The organism is Bradyrhizobium sp. HKCCYLR20261 (assembly GCF_051168435.1).
Classification (GTDB): Bacteria; Pseudomonadota; Alphaproteobacteria; order Rhizobiales; family Xanthobacteraceae; genus Bradyrhizobium.
Map to the genome: position 1 here is coordinate 105,172 of NZ_JBNPUZ010000020.1, position 17,179 is coordinate 122,350.

Consider the following 17,179-nt stretch of genomic DNA (forward strand, 5'->3'; position numbering starts at 1 on the left):
CTGTTGTTTCAGGGTACGGCCATGACCCAGCCATCGTTCGAGACCCACGAGGTCTTCAACCAGTCGCCGCCCTTCGAGGACGTGAACCTGTTCGCGGCCGACCGGCCGCTGATGGCGGCCGTCGACGCATATGGCGGCGCTGACGCCGCGCCGGAGCTCATGTCGTTCGGCGCGCTGTGGGGCTCGGCCGAGATGGCGGAGCAGGGCCGCCTCGCCAACGAGACCACGCCGAAGCTGCGCAGCTTCGATGCCAAGGGGTTTCGCCGCGACGTGGTCGAGTTTCATCCGGCCTATCATCACATGATGACGCGCGCGGTCGAGGCCGGCCTGCACAATTCGACATGGAGCGCCCAGGGCAAGCCGGCCGGCGACAGTTCCGAGGTCGTGCGAGCCGCAAAGTTCTACATCGCTGCGCAGGTCGAGAGCGGACATCTGTGCCCGATCACGATGACGCGCGCTGCGGTCGCGGCGCTGGCCGCGCAGCCCGGTTTGCTGGCGCGGGCCATGCCCGTCATCGCCACACGCGACTACGATCCGGCCTTTGCGCCGTGGTGGCAGAAGCGCGGCATGACGCTCGGCATGGGCATGACCGAGAAGCAGGGCGGCACCGATGTGCGCGCCAACCTGACGCGCGCCGAGCGCACGGCCGATGGCTACCGCATCACCGGCCACAAATGGTTCATGTCGGCGCCGATGTGCGACGCCTTCCTGGTGCTGGCGCAGGCCGAGGGCGGACTGACCTGCTTCTTCATGCCGCGCTTCACGCCGGATGGCGCGGTCAATGCGCTGCGCTTCCAGCGCCTGAAGGACAAGCTCGGCAACCGCTCCAATGCCTCCTCCGAGGTGGAGTTCGCGGGCGCTTACGCCGAGCGCGTCGGCGAGGAGGGCAGGGGGATCAGCACCATCATCCAGATGGTGCAATTGACGCGGCAGGACTGCGCGATCTCCTCCGCCGGCCTGATGCGCTCGGGGCTTTCGCATGCGCTCCACCACGCGCGCCATCGCAGCGTGTTCCAGAAGCATCTCTCTGACCAGCCGCTGATGCAGGCGGTGCTCGCCGACATGGCTGTTCATGTCGAGGCCACGGTGGCGCTGGTGATGCGGCTGTGCCGCGCCTTCGATCGCATGCACGAGGACCCGGCCGAGGCGGCGTACATGCGGCTGCTGACGCCCGTGATCAAATACTGGGTTTGCAAGAGCGCGCCGCCATTCCTCTACGAGGCGATGGAGTGCCTCGGCGGCAATGGCTATGTCGAGGACGGCATCCTCGCGCGGCATTTCCGGGAGTCGCCGGTCAACGCGATCTGGGAAGGCTCGGGCAACGTGATGTGCCTCGACGTGCTGCGTGCTTTGTCGCGCGAGGCGGAGGCAGCCGCCGCGGTGCTGAAGACTCTGGCCGATGACACGCGCGGTCTGCCCGGCGCAGCCGAGGCGGTCGCCGCGATTGGCCAGGCCTTCCGGCGCGGCGACAGCGAGCGTGTGGCGCGGCTCGCGGTCGAAAAGCTGGCGCTGCTGGCGGCCGCCGCCGCGTTGAACCGTGTCACGCCTGCCCACGCGGAACTGTTCGCCGCCACGCGGCTCGCCGCCGTTCATCCGAGCATGTACGGCGCCGTCGATCTCGACCCGACCCACATCCGTGCCTTGCTGGAGCGCGCGCTGCCTTGACCGATACGCCCCAAGCCTCCGCCCTGGATTCCCTCGATCCGGCTCATCCGCCCCAGCAGGTCGCGCCCGCGCAGCATCAGCCGCGCACGCTCGGCTTCTGGCGGACCCTGCTGTGGGGCCTTCTGATCATCGTCGTCTTCTTCATCGGCCAGCTGACGCCGATCGGCTATTTCCTGCTGCGCCATGAGGGCCCGATCGACAGCCTGGCGCAGTTCGAGGTGGCCATGATCCAGATCGCGAGCCGCTCGCTGACGGTCTCGCTGTCGGCGATCATGGGCGTGCCGGCGATCCTGATCCCGATCTATTTCGCCATCCGTCACACCCGCATGTCCTTCGTCGACTATCTCGGCCTGCGCTGGACGAGCTGGAAGAATTTCGCGTTTGGCGTGATCGGGATGGTCGTGATCCTCGGATGCTGGGAGCTGGCGACGCAGCTGGCCGGGCACGAGGAAAAGTCATCGAGCTTCATGGTCGATCTGCTGAAGACCGCCAGGGGCGACGGCGTGGTCTGGCTGCTGGTGATCGCCTTCTGCGTCGCGGCGCCGGTGTCGGAAGAGCTGATGGCGCGCGGCTTCCTCTATCGCGGCTGGTCGGACTCCTTCCTGCGGGTGCCCGGGGCCATCCTGCTGTCCTCGGCGGTCTGGACGGTGCTTCACCTTCAATATGACTGGTTCGCCCTGTTGAACGTGTTTTCGCTCGGCGTGTGGTTCGGCTATCTGCGCTACCGCACCCATTCCCTTTATCTGACCATGGTGCTGCACGGCCTCAACAATCTCGCCGCCACGATCCAGACGATGTGGCTGGCGAGCGGCCATGGCTAAACTGAGAACGCAAATCCGTTCATGTGTCTGCCGACTTTTCACGCGATCATCATCCACAAGAAGCGGGGATAAATGATGATCGATGCCGTTCGCGTGACCAAGCCACCACGCACCTGGTACTTTTTCGGCACGCTGGGCTTCACGCTGCTTGCCACCCTGGCTGCCTTGCTCGGCGGATTTGTTGTTCTGTTCGTCTTATTGATGGTTAACAAGACCCCAGCCGATGGGGCCGTTGCGCAGATCACCAGTCAGGTTTCGTGGAAGACGGCGGCGTGGCTCGGCAATTTTCCCGGCGAGCTTGCGGTGATCTGGCTCGCGGTGCGTTTGGCGCGGCGGCGCTTCTCCCAATATCTGGCCCTGCGCTGGCCGACGGCGCAAGAGCTCGTCCTCACTTTGCTGATCATGTTGGTCGCCATCCACGTCGTCAGCCTCATTGGACAAGCTCTGGGCAAGTCGCTGGATGCCGGCACCGTTGCTGAATTCGGCCGCGCGCGCCGCGACGGTCCTCTGATTTTGTTCCTCTTCCTGGTGACGGTTTGTATCGGAGCGCCGATTTTGGAGGAGTTCTTGGTCCGCGGCTTCATGTTGCGCGGCTGGTCGGAGTCGTTTCTGCGGCCCGGCGGTGCGATTGTGCTCACCTCGGCCTTTTGGGCCATCTGCCATGTCCAATATGATTGGTTTGGCATGTTCGAGATCTTCGTTATCGGGCTCTTGCTCGGCTATTGCCGCGTTCGCAGTGGCTCGACCTGGCTCACCGTCGTCGCGCACTCCGCCAACAACGTCTATTCGTATGTCGTGATCGGCCTGCTCACCTAGCCGCCACCGACCAGCGCGATGAAGACCGTCATCGTCAGCGCGGCCAGCACGGTCTGCAGCGAGATGATCTGCGCCAGCAGTGGCGCGTCGCCGCCCATCTGCTTGGCCAGCACATAGGCGCTCGGCGATGTCGGCACCGCCGCGCAGATCGCCACCACCACCAGGCTCGGGCCGCTGACGCCGAACCATTGCGCGAGCCCGATCGCCAGGATCGGCATCAGCACGAGCTTGAGCACGACGCCGAGTGCCGCGGCCGCGCCCGCGCGCCGCAGCCCCTCGAAGTGCAGGCCCGCGCCGGTCACCAACAGGCCGATCGGCAGCGACGCCTGGCCGAGCGCGTCGGCGGCATCGTGCCAGAGTTTTGGCAGCGGCATGTGGACGACGTTCAGGGCAAGCCCGACGACACAGGCCCAGATCAGCGGATTGCGGACGATCGTGGTCGCGATCTCGCGCGCTGAGCGGCGGTCCGGCGAGGCATAGTGCGCGAGCACGGCCACGCTGAAGACGTTGACCATCGGAATGATCGCGATCATTCCGACCGAGGCCACCGCAAGCCCGGTCGGGCCGAACAGGCTGCGCGAGACGCCGAGCGCGACATAGGTCTGCCAGCGTGTCGCCCCCTGGAAGATCGACGTGAAGGCGGGGCCGTCGATGCCCGAGCGCGCGAGCAGGGGACGCAGTGCGAGGCAGAGCGCGGACACCGCCAGCATCGCCAGGAACAGGGCGCCGCCGATCCCTGCGACCGGCACTTGGGTGAGATCGGCCTTGACCAGGCTCTGCAGCAGCAGAGCGGGGAACAGGACATAATAAGTCAGCCGCTCCAGCCCGTGCCATTGCGAGTCGAGCCGGATGAGGCTGCGCCGCAGGCCGAAGCCGATCACGATCAGCAGGAAGACCGGCGCGAGCGCCGCGACGACGGCGCTCATCGCCTATTGTCCGGAGCGCCGCAGCGTCGCGAGCCGGTCGAGCGCGCCCTGCAGGATGAAGATCGCCGCATGGGTGTCGATCACCTCGGCGCGCCTCGCGCGGCTGACATCCATGCCGATCAGCTCGCGCTCGACCGCCGCCGTCGACAGCCGCTCGTCCCACAGCCCGATCGGCAGGTCGGTGAGGCCTGCGAAATTGCGCGCGAAGGCGCGGGTCGACTGCGCCCGCGGTCCCTCGCTGCCGTCCATGTTGATGGGAAGGCCGAGCACGAAGCCGACCACCTTGCGCTCCGCCGAGATGGCAAGCAGCCGTGCGGCATCGGCCTTGAAGGCCTTGCGCTGGATGGTCTCGACGCCGGTGGCGAGCCGGCGGTCGGGATCGGACACGGCGACGCCGATGGTCTTGGTGCCGAGATCGAGGCCGACGAGCGCGCCGCGCTCGGGCCAGCGCTCGGCGGCTTCGATGAGGGGGAGGATGGGAGCGGGCATGGCGCGCCGCTTAGCATGCGCCATGCCCGGGAGGCAAAGCCGGAACCTATCGGATCGCGATCGGGTTGATGTTGCCCTGCACACCGCCGCGCCAGCGCGGCTGTCCCAGCACGAACAGGAACTCGTAGCCCTTGTCCTTGGCGAGTTCGGCGGTGTCCATGTTCTCGAGGATGTAGGTGCCGTTCATCGCGAGCAGGATCTGGTGCACCTCGAACAGGTTCTTCGACTCGAACGGGATCGCTTCGACCGCCCAGTTGTCGGCGCCGACGGCGACCACGCCCTTCGAGGTCAGGTACTTGGCGCCCTCGACGCCGAGCCCCGGCTCGCCGGCGCTGTAGCGCTTGTCGTCCTTGCCGATCAGGCCGAGCCAGCCGGTGTGGAAGATCACGATGTCGCCCTGGCGGATCTCGACCCCCTGTTTCTTGGCGGCTTCCTCGATCTCCTTGACATTGAAGGCGGTGCCTTCCTTCACGACATCGGTGCCGTAATAGGCGGCCATGTCGAGCAGCACGCCGCGCGCCACCAGCGGCGGCACCTTCTCGATGCCGAGCTTCTTCAGGCCGGTCGGATCGGCGAAATCGTGCAGCTTGTTGCCGTTGTAGTAGACGTGCTCGATGCCGAGATGGCCGAGACCGTCGAGCTGGCTGCCGACGCCGACCCAGCCTTCGACGATGTCGTCATTATAGGTCGCCTTGTTGGGCCCGAGCCCGGGAAGGCCGGCCTGTCCCGGCTGCACCACGGTGATCTTGAACGAGCGCGGCGGGTAGGCGGGCGTCTTGCCGTCGATGATCATGCCGAGCGGATAGGTCTTGCCGGTCTTTACCAGCGAGGCTGCTTTGACCACGAGCTCCGGCGTGATGTAGTTGGCGGCGCCGATCTCGTCGTTCGGCCCCCATTTCGACTTCGTCCAGTCTGCGGGCTTGTCCTGAGCAGTCGCCGTCCCGATCGCACCCATCAAGGCAATCGAGCAGCACAACACGAACGCGTTGCGCATCGCATTTCCTCCGACATGTTGACGTTTGTTGGTTTTCGCGCTGGCCAGCGCCGCATCCTAACGTAGTGCAGCAGCGTGCGACAAAGCGTTTTTCGGCTGCGTGCGCTGCACAGCGCCCGAACGTCGCATCGGTCGAAATGGCCGGGCTTCACCGCGATCCCGGATCATTTCGTGCCAAGGAATGTGCTGCGCGCCAGCAATGGCGCGCACAATCTCCGGGCGAGCTAAGTCACGCCGCGATGTCGCGATCCCCGCGGCCAAAGCCTTCCATGAAGGCGGACAATGCGCTGCTGCGATGCCCGGTGCGGCGATGGATGAAGAGCGTCTCGACCTGGGCATGGGATGGATCGAGCGTATGCAGTCCGATGCTGCCGCTCATCTCGTGTCGCGTCACCACGGCGCGCGGCAGCAAGGCGACGCCCATGCCGGCGGCCACGCAGCCGATCATGCCGTCGAGGGTGCCGAGCTCGATGCGGGCCGCCGCCGGCCAGCCGAACGCGTTGAAGACCTGCTCCAGGCGCTGCCGGTAGGTGCAGCCGGCCCTGAACATCAGCGCGGTCGGACCGGAGGCGATGGTGGCCGCGCGCAAGGCCGGCAGGCTTTCGAAGCGCCTGGCCGTCACCAGCACGAGCTCTTCCTCGAAGGCGACCACGCCGGTGAGATCGGGATGATCGATCGGTCCGGCAACGAAGGCGCCATCGAGCGTCCCGTCGAGCACGCCGGCGACGAGCTCGGCTGTCGGCGCCGTGCGCAGGCTCAAGGAGACGGCTGGGAAACGCCGGTGGAAATCCGCAAGACGCGTCGGCAGGCGCACCGCGGCGGTGGTCTCCATCGAGCCGATCATGAGCGATCCGTTCGGCTCGCCGTCGTCGCGCGCGGCGAGCACGGCTTCGCGGGACAAGGCCGCCAGGCGATCGGCGTAGGGCAGCAGGCGTTGTCCCGCGCCGGTCAATGTCATGCCGCGGCTGTGGCGCTCGAACAATGCCGTGCCGATCTCGGCTTCCAGCGCCTTGATCCGCTGCGTGACATTGGACTGGACGGTGTTCAGGATTTCGGCGGCGCGCGTGATGCCGCCGGTGCGGGCCACGGCTGCGAAGGTCTGCAGGTCGCTCAGTTCCACAGCCGCTCTCCGTTTTGAATCTGCGATGGCAGAGTTCTCAACTATTCATTTTGTGAGAATGCTAACCGCGCCTAGGGTTCGCGTCCAGACACCAGGGAAGGGCAGATGCTGAGAACGCCGCTGACGGAAAAGCTCGGCACGATCCATCCGATCCTGCTGGCGCCGATGGACCTGATCGCCGATGCGCGGCTGGTGCGCGCGGTCAGCGAAGCCGGCGGCTTGGGTATTCTCGGTGGCGGCTACGGCGACCGCGTCTGGCTTGCGCAGGAAACGGCCAAGCTCAAGCGCCTGAGTGCGCCGTTCGGCATCGGCTTCATTACCTGGTCGCTGGCCCGGCAGCCGGAGCTGCTCGACATCGCGCTGGCGGCGAAGCCCGCGGCGGTGATGCTGTCCTTCGGCGATCCCGCGCGCTTCGCACCCGCTATCAAGCAGGTCGGAGCACTCTTGATCTGCCAGGTGCAGGACGAAGCGATGGCGGAGCAGGCGCTCGCCGCGGGAGCCGACATCCTGGTCGCGCAAGGAACCGAAGCCGGCGGCCATGGCGCCTCGCGAACCACGCTCGACATCGTGCCTGCGATCGTCGACCTCGCGGCGGGGCGCGTGCCGGTCGCGGCGGCCGGTGGTCTCGCGGATGGCCGTGGCCTTGCCGCGATGCTCACGCTCGGCGCCGATGGCGTGCTGCTCGGCACGCGGTTCTATGCCAGCCAGGAAGCCGCGGGCGCCGAGGACGCGAAGCGGCGCATCTGCGCTGCGAAATCCGGCGAGACGGTTCGCGGCATCATCTTCGACCTGTCGCGCAACAATGTCTGGCCGGCGCCGTTCACAGGACGATGCCTGATCAACGACCATGCGCGGCGCTGGATGGGGCGGGAGGTCGAATTGCTGCAGCAGGTCGAGCGCGTGTCGGCCGACTATGTGAAGGCAAGGGCCGAGGGCAATTTCGATGTCGCCGCCGTCATCGCAGGCGAGGCGGTCGGCCTGATCCATGATATCCCGCCGGCCGGCGAGATCGTCGAGCGGATCGTCGGCGAGGCCACCCGGATCCTGCAGGGGCGGCGCAACGCGACCTGGCTGCCGCGCAACGAAGAAGAGTGAGGTGAACCATGTGGCCCGATCGCCGCTTCCTGGATCTCGTCAAGACCGAGCACCCGATCGTGCTCGCCCCGATGGCCGGCGTGATGGATGCCGATCTCGTCATCGCCGTCGCGCAAGGTGGCGGCCTCGGCTCGCTGCCCTGTGCCATGCTGAGCGCCGACAAGGCCCGCGAGCAGGTCAACATCATCCGCCAGCGCGTCTCCGCGCCGATCAATGTGAACTTCTTCTGCCATACCCCGGTGGAGGCGGATGCCGTCCGCGAGGCCGGCTGGAAGCAGCGGCTCGGCGCTTACTACAAGGAGTATGGCGTGGATCCGGCGGCGCCGGTCACGGCCGCCAACCGCGCGCCGTTCGACGCGGCGATGTGCGCCGTCATCGAGGAGTTGAGGCCGGAGATCGTCAGCTTTCATTTCGGTCTGCCGGAGGCCGGCCTGCTGGCGCGCGTCAAGGCGACCGGTGCGGTGGTGATGGCCTCCGCGACGGTCGTGCGCGAGGCGGTGTGGCTGGAACGGAACGGCGCCGACGTCATCATCGCGCAAGGCGCGGAGGCGGGCGGCCATCGCGGCATGTTCCTGACCGACAAGCTCGCCGAGCAGGTCGGGACCTTCGCGCTGGTGCCCCAGATCGTCGACGCGGTGAAGCTGCCCGTCATTGCCGCCGGCGGCATTGCGGACGCGCGCGGTATTGCCGCGGCGTTCGCGCTCGGCGCCTGCGGCGTTCAGATCGGCAGCGCCTTTCTGCGTTGTCCGGAAGCCAAGGTCAGCGCGATCGCGCGCGCCGCGCTCGCGTCTGCCGATGACGAATCGACCGTGATCACCAATGTGATGACCGGGCGGCTCGCCCGCGGCGTCGCCAACCGGGTGATGCGCGAGGTCGGTCCGGTCTCGCCGGACGCACCGGCGTTCCCGCACGCCGCGACCGCGCTGGGGCCGCTCAAGGCCGCCGCGGAGAAGCAGGGCAAGGTGGATTTCACCAATCTCTGGGCCGGACAGGCACTGCCGCTCGGCCGCGAGATCCCGGCGGCTGAGCTGACGCGGACGCTCGCCGAGCAGGCTCTGACGCGGCTCTCGAAAATGGCGGGCTGGAGCGTGCGGCCCTTGCGGGCCCCCTGAAAACCCTGGAGCCTGCCGGTTGCGGCGCGAAACCGGGCTCTGCTATAGGGCGGGTTCACCTTGTCCCGTGAGGCCCTATATAATGTCGGTCGATGCCGCCACCGTCCGCCGGATCGCGCAATTGGCGCGGATCGCGGTCACTGACGCCGAAGTCCCGCATCTGCAGGGCGAGCTCAATGCGATGCTGGCCTTCGTGGAGCAGCTCTCGGAAGTCAATGTCGAGGGCGTCGAGCCGATGACCTCGGTGACGCCGATGGCGATGAAGAAGCGCCAGGACGTCGTCACCGACGGCGATATCGCCGACGACATCGTCAAGAACGCGCCCATGACCGAGAACAACTTCTTTCTCGTGCCGAAGGTCGTGGAATAGCTTGGGGCAGCTCCGCGCACCCGTCGCGCGTGATCCGCTCCTTCAAACCGATAAGCGAGCCAACGCCGATGTGCCTGCTCTGCGACGATGAAGCGGCCTACAAGGCCTATATGGATTATCTCGACGCGATGGAGCGGCAGGGCAAGGCCGCCGATCCGGACAAGGCCGTGAACGAGGTGCTCGACCAGATCGAGGCGGCCAATGCCGACAAGGCGAATACCACCAAGGCGAAGACGAACAAGTTCTTCGCCGACGATGCCGCCGACGACAAGACGCTATCCCCCTTCTTCTGCAGCCCGATCAACAAATGACCGATTTGACTTCGATGACGCTCGCCGAGGCCCGCAAGGGCCTCGCGGACAAGACCTTCACGTCGCTCGAGCTGACCGACGCCCATCTGAAGGCGATGGAGGAGGCGCGGGCGCTGAACGCGTTCGTGATGGAGACGCCGGACCAGGCGCGCGCGATGGCGCGCGAGGCCGACGCCAAGATCAATAAGGGCGAGGGCGGACCGCTCGCCGGCATTCCGCTCGGGATCAAGGACCTGTTCGCGACCAAGGACGTCCGCACCACCGCGTGCTCGAAGATCCTCGGCAATTTCGTGCCGACCTATGAGTCGACCGTGACCTCGCAGCTGTGGCGCGACGGCGCGGTCATGCTCGGCAAGCTCAACAATGACGAGTTCGCGATGGGCTCGTCGAACGAGACCTCGTATTTCGGCCCGGTCGGCAACCCCTGGCGCCGCGAGGGCTCCAACACCACGCTGGTGCCGGGCGGCTCGTCCGGTGGCTCGGCCTCGGCGGTGGCGGCGCTGCTCTGCATGGGCGCGACGGCGACCGACACCGGTGGTTCGATCCGCCAGCCGGCGGCGTTCACCGCCACCGTCGGCATCAAGCCGACCTATGGCCGCTGCTCGCGCTGGGGCATCGTCGCCTTCGCCTCGTCGCTCGACCAGGCCGGGCCGATCGCGCGCTCGACCCGCGACGCCGCCATCCTGCTGCGCTCGATGGCCGGCCACGATCCGAAGGACACGACCTCGGTCGATCTCCCCGTGCCGAATTATGAGGCCGCCATCGGCAAGTCGGTGAAGGGCATGAAGATCGGCATTCCCAAGGAGTATCGTCTCGACGGCATGCCGGCCGAGATCGAAAAGCTCTGGAGCGAGGGCGCGGCGTGGCTCAAGGCGGCCGGCGCCGAGCTGGTCGAGGTGTCGCTGCCGCACACCAAATACGCGCTCCCGGCGTATTACATCGTGGCGCCGGCGGAGGCGTCCTCGAACCTTGCCCGTTACGACGGCGTCCGCTACGGCCTGCGCGTGCCCGGCAAGTCGATCGGCGAGCTGTACGAGAACACCCGCGCCGAAGGGTTCGGCGCGGAGGTGCGGCGCCGCGTCATGATCGGGACCTATGTGCTGTCGGCCGGCTATTACGACGCCTACTACATCCGGGCGCAGAAGGTTCGGACGCTGATCAAGAAGGATTTCGAGGACTGCTTCGCGCAAGGGGTCAACGCGATCCTGACACCGGCGACGCCGTCGGCTGCCTTCGGCATCGGCGAGAAGGGCGGCGCGGATCCGGTCGAGATGTATCTCAATGACATCTTCACGGTGACCGTGAACATGGCCGGCCTGCCGGGCATCGCGGTGCCGGCCGGCAAGGACGCGCAGGGACTGCCGCTCGGGCTGCAGCTGATCGGCCGTCCGTTCGACGAGGAGACGCTGTTCTCGCTCGGCGAGGTCATCGAGCAGGCGGCGGGCCGCTTCACGCCCGTTCGGTGGTGGTGAGCGTCGCCGATTTCAAGACGAGCCTCGCGGGCGATAAGCCCGCGGCCGGGCTCACGCCCGTGCTGACCGGCCTGTGGTGGCTGGCGAAGGACGATTGGGACCGGGCGCACAAGATCATTCAGGACGAGACCGGCCGCGATGCGGCCTGGGCGCACGCGCATCTGCATCGCGTCGAGGGCGATCTCGGCAATGCGGCCTATTGGTACCGCCAGGCCGGGCAGCCGGTCGCGACCGATGCGTTGGATATCGAATTCGAGCGGATCGTCTCCGCGCTGATGGGGAGTTGAGGGCCATGACGGCAACCAGCGGCAAGCTGATGAAGGGCGCAACAGGCGACTGGGAGGTCGTGATCGGCATGGAGATCCACGCCCAGGTCACCTCGAAGTCCAAACTGTTCTCAGGCGCGTCCACCGCCTTTGGCGGCGATCCCAATACCCATGTGTCGCTGGTCGACGTCGCAATGCCCGGCATGCTGCCGGTGATCAACGAGGAGTGCGTGCGACAGGCCGTGCGCACCGGGCTCGGCCTGAACGCCAAGATCAACCTGCGCTCGGTGTTCGACCGCAAGAACTATTTCTATCCGGACCTGCCGCAGGGCTACCAGATCAGCCAGTACAAGGACCCGATCGTGGGCGAGGGCGAGATCACGGTCGAGCTCGACGGCGGCAAGACCGCAACCATCGGCATCGAGCGCCTGCACATCGAGCAGGATCCGGGCAAGATGCTGCACGACCAGTCGCCGTCGCTGTCCTATATCGACTACAACCGCTGCGGCGTGGCGCTGATGGAGATCGTCTCCAAGCCCGACATCCGCGATGCCGAGCAGGCCAAGGCCTACGTGACCAAGCTGCGCTCGATCATGCGCTATCTCGGCACCTGCGACGGCGACATGGAGAAGGGAAGCTTGCGCGCCGACGTCAACGTCTCCGTGCGCAAGCCGGGCGGGCCGCTCGGCACCCGCTGCGAGATCAAGAACATCAACTCGATCAGCTTCATCGGCCAGGCGGTGGAGGCCGAGGCGCGGCGCCAGATCGAGATCATCGAGGACGGCGGCGTCATCGAGCAGGAAACCCGCCGGTTCGATCCCGACAAGGGCGAGACGCGGTCGATGCGCTCCAAGGAGGAGGCGCATGATTACCGTTACTTCCCGGACCCGGACCTGCTGCCGCTCGAGTTCTCTCAGGCGTTCGTCGACGAGCTGAAGGCCGCGCTGCCCGAGCTGCCCGACCAGAAGAAGGCGCGCTTCATCGCTGATCTCGGCCTGTCGCCCTACGACGCCTCGGTGCTGGTCGCCGAGCGCGAGAGCGCGGCCTTCTATGAAGGCGTGCTGGAGGCGCTGTCCGACCGCGCACGCGACGGCAAGCTCGCCGCCAACTGGGTGATCAACGAGCTGTTCGGCCGTCTCAACAAGGAAGGCCGCGACATCTCGTCCTCTCCGGTGTCGGCGGCGCAGCTCGCCGCCATCGTCGCGCTGATCGGCGAGGGGACGATCTCCGGCAAGATCGCCAAGGACCTGTTCGAGATCGTCTGGAGCGAGGGCGGCGATCCGCGCGAGCTGGTCGAGAGCCGCGGCATGAAGCAGGTCACCGACCTCGGCGCGATCGAGAAGGTGGTCGACGAGATCATCGCCGCCAACCCCGACAAGGTCGCGCAGGCCAAGGCGAAGCCGCAGCTCGCCGGCTGGTTCGTCGGCCAGGTGATGAAGTCGTCGGGCGGCAAGGCCAACCCGCAGGCGGTCAACGATCTGCTGAAGAGCAAGCTCGGCATCTGAAACGACGATCGCTGGTCTTCGTTCCGACGGCGCGCACCACGGTGCGCGCCGTTTTCGTTTGGGCTCGCGTCCAGCGAATCGCCGCACGCGATTCGCAAAAAAGCCACCGTTCACGAGCGATCGAACGCGCACGACGGTGTGTACGATGAAAATTTTTTCGTTGCCAAAATTTACGACTCGGAGTCCGCGAGCGGCTCCTCCGATGTGAGTCTGCGCTGCGCAACGGAGTTGTCGCCGCTGCCGCCTGATCTAGCAGCAATTCAGGAAATCCTTGCAGCGTAGGCTTTTCTTGCGATCGCTATTAGTAGCAGGCTCGCCGCTGCGTCGACGCGGAAACGCATTTCCGATGTCGGCCGTCGCGCTGCTTCGCGAGTTTCGTCAGCCGCACACGCGCGCGCGTGTCAACACTTCCTTAAGCCGGAAGCTGTTTTTTTTCACTCGTTGGTGTATCGATATGGAGTGCATCTCGATTCCCGAGTGCACGCATCGACTAAGCCAACTCACATCGGAGGGCAACATGGCCAAGAAAGCGAAGAAGGCGAAGAAGGCAGTGAAGAAGGTCGCGAAGACCGCGGCGAAGAAGACTGCCAAGAAGACCAAGAAGGTCGCCAAGAAGAAGTAACTCTCGCAGTTCGCTGCGAGATGAGTCCGGCAGCTTGAAGCCGGCACGTCGTTGGAACGAAGGTGAGCCCAGCTCGTTCAGAGCCGGCAGCCATCCTTAGTCTCCAACCGACGATAGAGGGTGTCGGCGAGACATCAGGTCAACGGTCGGATCGAGTTCGAGGCAGCGATGCTGCGGCGGAGCGGTCCGGCAGAAGAAACAGGATTTCTTCGTTCGGTGCAGATCGCTGTTCGATCTGCAATCTCGCGAGCGGCGACAAGCCAGAGCGAGATCTGATCCTGACGTGTTCGCCGACGCCCTCGATCCCCGAGAGCCGATATCCCCGAGCCCTGCGCCTCGGGTGACAAGCGCTCTCCCAATCTCTCACATCGTTGCACGGGACCACAGCTGATCGGCTGCGCGCGAGCGCGTCGTCGGCTCGGAGCCCTGCTGCTCTCGCCCGCTTGCGCGCGGGACGTCGCAACGCGACGCGAGCGCTCGTCCGCGTCAGCCTCCCAACCAGCGCTTCTCCTCCGTGCGCGGCGTCACATCCATCGTCGTCGTGGATGGTTATGGTTTTGCCAAACAGAACGGTAAACCGCTCTTTGACGGCTCGGAAAAGTTGAAGCGATTCAATGTATTGAGGCGCGCCCTGTCGAATGCGGGGTTCCGCGTTCAGGGCTCGTTCAGCACAACGCTTAAACTGCCTTTCAAACTTGATCGGTCATCTTTCTCGCATAAGCCGCGAGACGGCATGGGGACTAACCAGGCGTTGAACAGTTGGACGGGGGCAGGGCTCGGGTGCGAGCGGCCTCCTTGCGAGAAGGAGAGCGACAATGTTTCAGGGACAACTCAATTTCGATGACGTGACCACCGCCGAGCAGGGCGCCAATGGCGACGTGCTGTTCGAGCTCGGCATGCTCTATGCGAGCGGCCGCGACGGTGTGGTCGATCTGATCGCCGCGCACAAATGGTTCAACCTCGCCGCTCTGAAGGGACGCGTGGATGCCGTGGCGATGCGCCGTGAGATCGCCGAGCAGATGACCGACGCCGAGATCGCCACGGCGCAGCGCGAGGCTCGTGCCTGGATGAGCGCGCGCTGAACGCGATCCCTCCGCGGCGCGGCCGACACTCCGCGTCCAGCGAAGGCAGATGCCGAATCGCGCCATCAAGGCGATGTCGCTGCTGGTCGATATGCGATCCGTCATCCGGATCGTCGTGGCCGCAGGGCTCTTGGCTGCAGGGCTGAGCTCTCGCCGCGCGCCTCCAGATCTCCTATCTGTCGTCTTAAGGTGACGCAGGAAGCGGGATGGTGGCATGAGTCAGGCGCGGCGACAGGCGAGGCGGCAAGAGCTGATCGGCTGCCATGACTGCGGCAACGGCGTCTCGTTCAGCGCGGTGGCGTGCCCGCATTGCGGCTCGACCGAGCCGGCAGGGCCGGTGGTGCAAAGCCGGCGCGAACTGCGGCGGCTGCGGATCGAAGCGACCAATGATCGCCGGCTCATCATCGTGACCGCGGTCTGCACGGGCCTCGGCGCCGCCTATGGTGCGGTGATGGGAGGCGGAGGCGCGGCGTCGTGGTGGGCGGCGCTCGGCTACGGCTTCGTCGGCGCCGTGATCGGCGTGCCCGCGGCGTTCGTGATCAACATCAGCCGCAGCCTGTTTGATTGAACTGGGGGCGTTAAATGTCCCGTGGCTTGGCCAGCTCACCCTGTCGCGGCGGCCTGCGCCGGACCTGTCTTCAGATTCGAGATCGCCCGCGACGCGGCTGCCCTCACGAGCGCCGGTCGTCGGGATCGCGCATCAGCCATCAGAGTGGGGGAGGTGGCGTCGCCAGATGTCTGGCGGAGAGGGAGGGATTCGAACCCTCGATACAGCTTGAGACCGTATGACGCTTTAGCAAAGCGTTGCCTTCAGCCACTCGGCCACCTCTCCGGCTGGGGTCGGTATGCCCCACGGCGCGCTGAGCCGCAAGCGGCAGATTGCACGCGATTTCGAAATCCTCACAGGTCCGCGGCCCCAACCAGGCCTCCAGGAACGGGGCACTGCCCGGTCGGGACACGAGCCAGGGGGCGGCCGATCAGCTCGAAGCAGCGGGGAGACAGCGGCTCTCTCTATATGCCGTCGCTCTCTATATGCAGCGGGTTGCCTGAGGTGGGCACGCCGGGCGGCGCGGACTTCCGTTGCGATTCTCTCCGCGCGACGTCGGCCGGATTCGTGACCCGCACCGCCTGAGTTGAGGCGCGTTCCTGGCAGGCGAGTGCCCCAGGGTGAACGCACCCAAGATTGCGTTGTTATAAAACAGTAACACAAACAGCACCTTAGCTGTTCCCGCAGAACCACGGTTGCGTGCCTTTTCTGCAACACCGGTTTGAAAAGGCGCCGCTCGGCCGCCGCAATGATGGTTCCTTTGTTGCGTGTGCAAAGACCTTCGGTAATTCTGCTCCCACGACGAAGGGGGGCATCCCGACGTCGTCCCGTTTAGGTCGTTCGCTCAAGTCCCTCGCGTTCATGCGGGTGTGTCCGATAGCGCGAAGCGGCTGAGCGACGGGTCGAAGAGGGATAACGGGTCCAACCCAAGGGTGTTCACACCCAGCGGAGGCGGAACCTTCCCTGACTGAGCAACTTGGAGGTTTAACACTATGAACACGATCAAGAGCCTCGTCCTTGGCTCGGCGGCAGTTCTCGTCGCCATGTCTGGGGCCCAGGCAGCTGACCTTCCGATCAAGGCCAAGGCGGTCGAGTATGTGAAGGTCTGCTCGCTCTACGGCGCTGGCTTCTACTACATCCCCGGCACCGACACCTGCATCAAGCTCGGCGGCTACGTCCGCGCCGAGACGTCGTTCGCCTCGAACGGCCAGTACAACAACGCTGTGAACGGTTCGGCTGGCGCCAACAACCGCCTCAGCAACTACTACTACAGCCGCGCTCGTCAGGACCTCAACATCGACACGCGCACCGCGACCGAGTACGGCGTGGTCCGCACCTATGCTGACCTGACCTTCACCTGGACCACCGGCAACACCGCTGGCTCGGCTCCGTCGGCCTACACCGGTGACGGCGTCGCGGGCGGCTCGCTCGGCGTGTACTATGCCTTCATCCAGTTCGCCGGCTTCACCATGGGTAAGGCCGTGTCGCAGTTCGACACGCCCTGGACCAACTATCCGGGCAACAACTTCGACGGCCTGTGGGGCGGCGGCGGCACCGTGACCGGTGTCAACCAGTTCACCTACACCGCCGACTTCGGCTCGGGCATCACGGCTGCGATCTCGGCTCAGGACGCGACCGGCTACTACCAGACCAACATCTGGAACACCGCTGGCATCACCGGTGCAGGCATCATCGGCGGCGCCTACGGTACGGCCAGCTACGGCGGCAACGTCGCTCCGGACATCGTCGGTATGGTCCGCGTCGACCAGGCTTGGGGTCTGTTCCAGGCTTCGTTCGCGGCGCATGACAACCACACCGCCTACTATGGCGCCACCGAAGTCACCGGTCACCCGGCTGACAAGTGGGGTTGGGCTGCTCAGCTGGCCTTGTCGATCAAGAACATCCCGACCGGCCCCGGCGACACCATCAACATCCAGGGCGTCTACACCAACGGTGCGAGCCGCTA

17 protein-coding genes and 1 tRNA gene are annotated in these 17,179 nt (G+C 65.9%); 13 read left to right on the forward strand and 5 right to left on the reverse strand.

What is annotated here, in order from left to right:
* Window positions 1-21: 21 nt before the first annotated feature.
* From ACQR1L_RS30980 to ACQR1L_RS30990, 3 genes are all read left to right on the forward strand, one after another.
* Complete coding sequence (locus tag ACQR1L_RS30980; protein ID WP_434861704.1) at window positions 22-1,665, forward strand: acyl-CoA dehydrogenase family protein; 1,644 nt, start codon at window positions 22-24, stop codon at window positions 1,663-1,665.
* Window positions 1,662-2,486: a CPBP family intramembrane glutamic endopeptidase gene (locus tag ACQR1L_RS30985; protein WP_434861705.1), complete on the forward strand. Its 825-nt coding sequence runs from the start codon at window positions 1,662-1,664 to the stop codon at window positions 2,484-2,486. Before ACQR1L_RS30980 ends, ACQR1L_RS30985 begins: the two co-directional genes overlap by 4 nt.
* 72 nt (window positions 2,487-2,558) lie before the next feature.
* The gene (locus tag ACQR1L_RS30990; protein ID WP_434861706.1) at window positions 2,559-3,302 is read left to right on the forward strand and encodes a CPBP family intramembrane glutamic endopeptidase; all 744 of its coding nucleotides are present in this window, start codon (window positions 2,559-2,561) and stop codon (window positions 3,300-3,302) included.
* Here the strand turns inward: ACQR1L_RS30990 and ACQR1L_RS30995 are convergent.
* The 4 genes from ACQR1L_RS30995 to ACQR1L_RS31010 all read right to left on the reverse strand — a co-directional run bounded on the left by ACQR1L_RS30995 (window position 3,299) and on the right by ACQR1L_RS31010 (window position 6,831).
* Window positions 3,299-4,228 carry an AEC family transporter gene (locus ACQR1L_RS30995; protein WP_434861707.1) on the reverse strand — a complete coding sequence of 310 codons (930 nt, stop codon included), beginning with the start codon at window positions 4,226-4,228 and terminating at the stop codon, window positions 3,299-3,301. The two genes, ACQR1L_RS30990 and ACQR1L_RS30995, sit on opposite strands and share 4 nt — an antisense overlap.
* A gap of 3 nt (window positions 4,229-4,231) precedes the next feature.
* Window positions 4,232-4,717, reverse strand: coding sequence for a Holliday junction resolvase RuvX (gene ruvX, locus ACQR1L_RS31000; protein ID WP_434861708.1), 486 nt, complete (start codon window positions 4,715-4,717; stop codon window positions 4,232-4,234).
* Window positions 4,718-4,763: 46 nt separating this feature from the next.
* Window positions 4,764-5,711 carry a cyclase family protein gene (locus ACQR1L_RS31005; protein WP_434861709.1) on the reverse strand — a complete coding sequence of 316 codons (948 nt, stop codon included), beginning with the start codon at window positions 5,709-5,711 and terminating at the stop codon, window positions 4,764-4,766.
* A gap of 229 nt (window positions 5,712-5,940) precedes the next feature.
* Entirely contained in the window at window positions 5,941-6,831 is an 891-nt protein-coding gene (locus ACQR1L_RS31010; protein ID WP_434861710.1) for a LysR substrate-binding domain-containing protein, read from the reverse strand.
* Window positions 6,832-6,936: 105 nt separating this feature from the next.
* On the opposite strand from ACQR1L_RS31010, the gene ACQR1L_RS31015 reads away from it, so the two are divergent.
* The 9 genes from ACQR1L_RS31015 (at window position 6,937) to ACQR1L_RS31055 (ending at window position 15,234) form a co-directional block, all read left to right on the forward strand.
* Window positions 6,937-7,926: an NAD(P)H-dependent flavin oxidoreductase gene (locus ACQR1L_RS31015; RefSeq protein ID WP_434861711.1), complete on the forward strand. Its 990-nt coding sequence runs from the start codon at window positions 6,937-6,939 to the stop codon at window positions 7,924-7,926.
* An 8-nt stretch (window positions 7,927-7,934) separates the two neighbouring features.
* Entirely contained in the window at window positions 7,935-9,038 is a 1,104-nt protein-coding gene (locus ACQR1L_RS31020) for an NAD(P)H-dependent flavin oxidoreductase (protein WP_434861712.1), read from the forward strand.
* Between the two features lie 82 nt (window positions 9,039-9,120).
* Window positions 9,121-9,408, forward strand: coding sequence for an Asp-tRNA(Asn)/Glu-tRNA(Gln) amidotransferase subunit GatC (gatC, locus tag ACQR1L_RS31025; RefSeq protein ID WP_009027600.1), 288 nt, complete (start codon window positions 9,121-9,123; stop codon window positions 9,406-9,408).
* Window positions 9,409-9,476: 68 nt separating this feature from the next.
* Complete coding sequence (locus tag ACQR1L_RS31030; RefSeq protein WP_434861713.1) at window positions 9,477-9,719, forward strand: hypothetical protein; 243 nt, start codon at window positions 9,477-9,479, stop codon at window positions 9,717-9,719.
* The gene (gene gatA / locus ACQR1L_RS31035; protein WP_434861714.1) at window positions 9,716-11,191 is read left to right on the forward strand and encodes an Asp-tRNA(Asn)/Glu-tRNA(Gln) amidotransferase subunit GatA; all 1,476 of its coding nucleotides are present in this window, start codon (window positions 9,716-9,718) and stop codon (window positions 11,189-11,191) included. Before ACQR1L_RS31030 ends, gatA begins: the two co-directional genes overlap by 4 nt.
* Window positions 11,182-11,478, forward strand: a complete 297-nt coding sequence (locus ACQR1L_RS31040; RefSeq protein WP_434861715.1) for a hypothetical protein — start codon at window positions 11,182-11,184, stop codon at window positions 11,476-11,478. The genes gatA and ACQR1L_RS31040 overlap by 10 nt, the downstream gene beginning before the upstream one ends.
* A gap of 5 nt (window positions 11,479-11,483) precedes the next feature.
* A complete protein-coding gene (gatB, locus tag ACQR1L_RS31045; protein WP_434861716.1) occupies window positions 11,484-12,962 on the forward strand; it encodes an Asp-tRNA(Asn)/Glu-tRNA(Gln) amidotransferase subunit GatB in 1,479 nt (492 codons plus the stop codon).
* Window positions 12,963-14,399: 1,437 nt separating this feature from the next.
* On the forward strand, window positions 14,400-14,666 hold the full coding sequence (locus ACQR1L_RS31050) for a hypothetical protein (protein ID WP_434861717.1): 267 nt from the start codon (window positions 14,400-14,402) through the stop codon (window positions 14,664-14,666).
* Between the two features lie 214 nt (window positions 14,667-14,880).
* Window positions 14,881-15,234, forward strand: coding sequence for a hypothetical protein (locus ACQR1L_RS31055; protein WP_434861718.1), 354 nt, complete (start codon window positions 14,881-14,883; stop codon window positions 15,232-15,234).
* Window positions 15,235-15,405: 171 nt separating this feature from the next.
* Here ACQR1L_RS31055 and ACQR1L_RS31060 read toward each other — a convergent pair.
* Window positions 15,406-15,498, reverse strand: a tRNA-Ser gene (locus tag ACQR1L_RS31060).
* A 707-nt stretch (window positions 15,499-16,205) separates the two neighbouring features.
* On the opposite strand from ACQR1L_RS31060, the gene ACQR1L_RS31065 reads away from it, so the two are divergent.
* Window positions 16,206-17,179: porin (locus ACQR1L_RS31065; RefSeq protein ID WP_434861719.1), on the forward strand; the 974-nt coding region annotated here is incomplete at its 3' end.